Annotated in this window: 5 protein-coding genes; all 5 read right to left on the reverse strand. The window is 32.6% G+C overall.

All coding sequences use genetic code 11. The annotated features are described in order from the left end of the window. On the reverse strand, positions 1–549 hold a 549-nt coding region (locus WBQ70_RS14635), incomplete at its 3' end, for a glycosyltransferase (RefSeq protein ID WP_423915481.1). Next, complete coding sequence (locus WBQ70_RS14640) at positions 549–1,571, reverse strand: glycosyltransferase family 9 protein (RefSeq protein ID WP_423915483.1); 1,023 nt, start codon at positions 1,569–1,571, stop codon at positions 549–551. The genes WBQ70_RS14635 and WBQ70_RS14640, both read right to left, overlap by 1 nt. Positions 1,572–1,578: 7 nt before the next feature. Continuing rightward, a complete protein-coding gene (locus WBQ70_RS14645) occupies positions 1,579–2,352 on the reverse strand; it encodes a polysaccharide deacetylase family protein (protein ID WP_423915484.1) in 774 nt (257 codons plus the stop codon). Continuing rightward, positions 2,349–3,296 (reverse strand): glycosyltransferase family 2 protein, encoded by a 948-nt coding sequence (locus WBQ70_RS14650; RefSeq protein ID WP_423915486.1) that lies wholly within the window; start codon positions 3,294–3,296, stop codon positions 2,349–2,351. The genes WBQ70_RS14645 and WBQ70_RS14650 overlap by 4 nt, the downstream gene beginning before the upstream one ends. A 268-nt stretch (positions 3,297–3,564) precedes the next feature. Then, on the reverse strand, positions 3,565–4,380 hold the full coding sequence (locus WBQ70_RS14655) for a 2,3,4,5-tetrahydropyridine-2,6-dicarboxylate N-succinyltransferase (RefSeq protein WP_423915487.1): 816 nt from the start codon (positions 4,378–4,380) through the stop codon (positions 3,565–3,567). Positions 4,381–4,490: the final 110 nt, after the last annotated feature.

Below are 4,490 nucleotides of genomic sequence, written 5' to 3' on the forward strand. Positions count from 1 at the left end.
GCTATAGTCGACTTTAAAAACAGATTGGCAACCTTGGTAGATTACTTTTATTTTATCAGCTTTAATGTTCAAAAACTGGATTATATCTTCTTTGGTCTGTTGACTTATAGCAACAATTAAATCGGCATTTTGAGAGGCTTTTTTGAATTTTAAAAAATGAATTTTTCGGTCAAAAAAGGAGTATAATTCTGGATAGCGAACGAAAATTAAGTCGTGAATCGTCACAATACTTTTGATGTTGTTCTTCTTTAAATTAAGTGGTAATTCGCCTGATAACCCATGATATAGTTCTATTTTGTCTCTACATAAGTCGGTAACGATTGCTTTTTGTCGCCAATAATTTTTAAAGGATTTATAAAAAGAGTTCGGATTTTTTTCAATAACATTTTTGCTAATTTTGAAGGTGCTATTGTATTTTTGTTTTGGATTATACAAAAAATAGCTATTTTCTGGGTACTGCTTGCTTAAAATTCGTATTAAATCTCGGCTGTAATTACCTAGTCCTGTATTGTTATGAAAAAATCGTTTTGCTTCAAATCCTATATTCATTATCGGGTACAATTATAGTTTAAAAATGTTTTTAATTGCTCTTTAAAAAGACTAGGTTCAAATTTTTCGTATGAATTTTCAAGGGGTAAAAAATCGTGTAAATGTACCGAAATATTGGTGGTTTCATTTTCAAACATATTCCAACCATGTTTTGGTATACCCGGTGCAAATATAGTAAAAGTAGGGATATTCAAAGCCTTGGCCATATTGGTTGCACCGCCTTCATTTCCTATTAAAGCATTACAAAGACTAGTGATGCCTAGAAATTTTCGGATATCATTTTGATATATATTCATAAAAATAGCATTCTGAGTCTCTATATTGCATAAGCTATATAGTTCGTCGGCAATTGATTTTTGATCGGGCATATAATTGAAAAGTAATTGTGCGTTGTTGTTTTTAGTAGTGTATTCAAGCACTTTTGCCATGTATTTTAGCGGGTATGTTTTAAAATCCCTACTGCCTACAGCACTGATCATTATAATTGGTTTTTCAAAATTGATGTTGTTTTGGGTCAAGTACGTTTTGGCAACTTCTTTCTCGTCTTGAGTAAGGATGATTTTAGGCTTGTAAGCTTTAAAATCAATGCCTAATGGTTGTAGTAATAGCATTCTGTGTTCAATTGCTAGAGTAGCATTCGAAAAAGAAAGTTTATTTCTAACCATACTATGGGTGTAAAAGATTTCGGAATATTTTTTACTATATGTAATTCTAGTTTTGGCTCCTGATAACCAACCAATCAATATACTGTTGGGTTTACCATAAGCATCGACTACAATATCGTATTTCTCTTTTCTAATTTTGAAGATAAAACGTAGAAATTTTAATTTACTCTTTTTGGTTACTTCATCAAGTAGGATTAGCTTGTCAATAAAAGGATTGTTTGCTACCACCGCAAGACTATTGGGGTATATAAGATAATGTAGTTCGCTTTCGGGATATTTTTCTTTTAAAGCTTCGAGTATAATAGTACTCGTAAGTACGTCACCGATTCTTTTTTTTTGAATTACTAATATTTTCATATGTGTTTTAAAACGTTAAAAGTAATTCTTTGAAAGTGCTAAAAGAATAGTTGTTTTTTTTCATTTCTACAATAAGTTTGTCTAATCGTTGTCCCATGAGTTTCCCTGAATTGTTAGAAACATAATTAGGGAAATTGTATTTTTCTTTTTGATCCAAATCTGTAAATTCCCAAGGGTGAAAATAGAGATTGAGATATCCATCTTTTTTTAAGGTGATTTTGCACAACCATTGGTATAACCACAATGGTAAGTTATGAAACGAAAGCCAAAATAACGGAAAACGCACTATTGGACTCACTGAGGCAGGTATTTGCCAAACACCGTCTTGTTTGAAATAAGTTCTAGGTTTCGAAAAATTATTATACCTACCTGGTAAGTAGGTTGGGTTTAATGATGTGTTGTAGATGTAACCTGCTTTGTGGATTTCTTTCTCGTCTACGGGTTGCATCCTTGGCATTCTAAAACCGATTACTTCTGTGTGAGTAATTTCTTCTAGTTTTAATTTGGATTCTAATAAATGTTCCGTTTTAAAATCACTGTGGTAATAGCTGTGCGATGCTACTTCGTGGCCTTCGGTTACAATGCGTTCCATTATTTTACGAGCATTGATAGCAAAAGTAGCGGTGCTAAAAAAAGTAGCTTTTATGTTGTGTTTTTTTAAAATATCTAAAATTGTAGTGGTGCCATCTATAGAAACACGCATTTGTTCTTCAAAACTTATGGTTTTGTTGTACTCAAAGGGCATGTCAAATTCTTCAATGTCAAAGCTTAATAAAATCATATTTTGGGTGCTATATTAGTATCTCTTATTAGGTAATTAGGTCTGTTTTTTGATTGCATAAAAAGCTTACCTACATAAACGCCTATAATGCCTAAAATGATTAAATTAAGTCCACCAAAAAACACCACTGTAAATATTAATGATGCCCAACCTGATATGGGATGTCCATAAAATAGACTATATGAGACATAAACAGTATAAAAAAGAGTCGCAAGTAAAAAAATTGCTAGGCCTAGGAATATTGAAATATACAAGGGTCTGATACTAAATGATGTAATGCCTTTTAAGGCAAATTGAATCATTTTTTTGATAGTATATTTACTTGTGCCAGAAAAACGTTGTGCAGGTTCATATTCTATAGCATATTGCTTAAATCCCACCCAGTTGACTAAACCTCTAATAAATAATTCGTTTTCGGAAAAAGTAAAAAATACTTTAGTGATTTTTTTATCCATTAACCTGAAATCGGCTGTGCCATTTTCAATTTTAATTTCCGAAATATAATTGATGAATTTGTAAAAATACTTAGAAGTTGTTTTTTTGAAAGCGGAGAGATTTTTATCCTCTAAGCGTCGGGTATATACCACGTCATAGCCTTCGTTCCATTTTTCAATCAAAGCAGGAATAAGGCTTGGGGGGTGCTGCATATCGCCATCCATAGTAATTATTGCATCACCAGAAGCTAACTCTAAACCAGCCATTAAAGCATTTTGATGGCCAAAATTACGTGACAATTCGATGAAAAACACCTTTGAGTCTATTTCTGAAAGTTTTTGTAAAATAGTCAATGTTTGGTCTCTACTACCATCATCTACAAAAATAAGTTCATAATCATAACCTGTTTTCTTTAATTCATGATGCAGGCTTTGGATCATTATTTCAATGTTTCCTTCTTCGTTAAAAGACGGAATTACAATAGATATTTTGGTAGTATTCATTTTCATTATTAGGTTTGAGAAGTATTATAGTAGCCAAGTTTTTTGTCAGCATTTCGTATATTTTGGTATCTCAAATCAAGATTCCGGTATTAATAACTCAAACAGAAATACCAAACAATGTTAGGTAAATAAGAAATGAGTAAACGTATCGCTAAATAAATAGATTCAAAATATTTAGATAATTATTATAAAAAAGGAGTTTATTAATCGTATGAAAATAAACTCCCTTTAAAATATTGTATTTAAATATATCAATTTACAAATTGATTTTTAATTAAACCGCTACGTCGTATTCTCTCAACGCATTGTTCAATGACGTTTTCAAGTCAGTAGATGGTTTGCGAGTACCAATGATTAATGCACAGGGTACTTGGTATTCACCAGCTGCGAATTTTTTAGTATAACTTCCAGGGATAACAACCGAACGAGCAGGTACAAAACCTTTCATTTCGATAGGAGTTTCGCCAGTTACGTCAATGATTTTTGTAGAGGCAGTCAAGCATACATTTGCTCCTAAAACAGCTTCTTTACCTACGTGAACACCTTCAACAACAATACATCTTGATCCTACAAATGCACCATCCTCAATAATTACCGGAGCAGCTTGTAATGGCTCTAATACACCACCAATACCTACACCACCACTCAAGTGAACGTCTTTTCCAATTTGAGCACAACTACCTACAGTTGCCCAAGTATCCACCATTGTTCCAGCATCAACATAAGCACCAATGTTTACATAACTCGGCATCATGATCACACCACTTGAAATGAAAGAACCATAACGAGCTGAAGCTCCAGGAACTACACGAACACCTTTGGCAGCATAGTCTTTTTTTAATTCCATTTTGTCATGGTATTCAAAAATCCCAGCTTCAAGAGTTTCCATTTTTTGAATAGGGAAGTACATAACTACTGCTTTCTTTACCCATTCGTTTACTTGCCAAGCATCACCTTTTGGTTCAGCAACACGTAGTTTTCCAGAGTCAAGTAATTCTATAACTTCTCTAATCGCGTTAGTTGTAGTTTCTTCTTGTAACAAAGCTCTATTTTCCCAAGCTTGTTCTATAATTGTTTGTAAATTGCTCATCTTTTTGTTTTAATTTTTGGCAAAGATAGACTTTTTAACCAAAAGCAAAAAGTGAAAAGTTTTTCCAAAATGTTGTTTTTTTTCAATTGCCTAGGGTTTAAACCCTAGGC

This window comes from Flavobacterium sp. (assembly GCF_049590715.1).
GTDB lineage: Bacteria > Bacteroidota > Bacteroidia > Flavobacteriales > Flavobacteriaceae > Flavobacterium.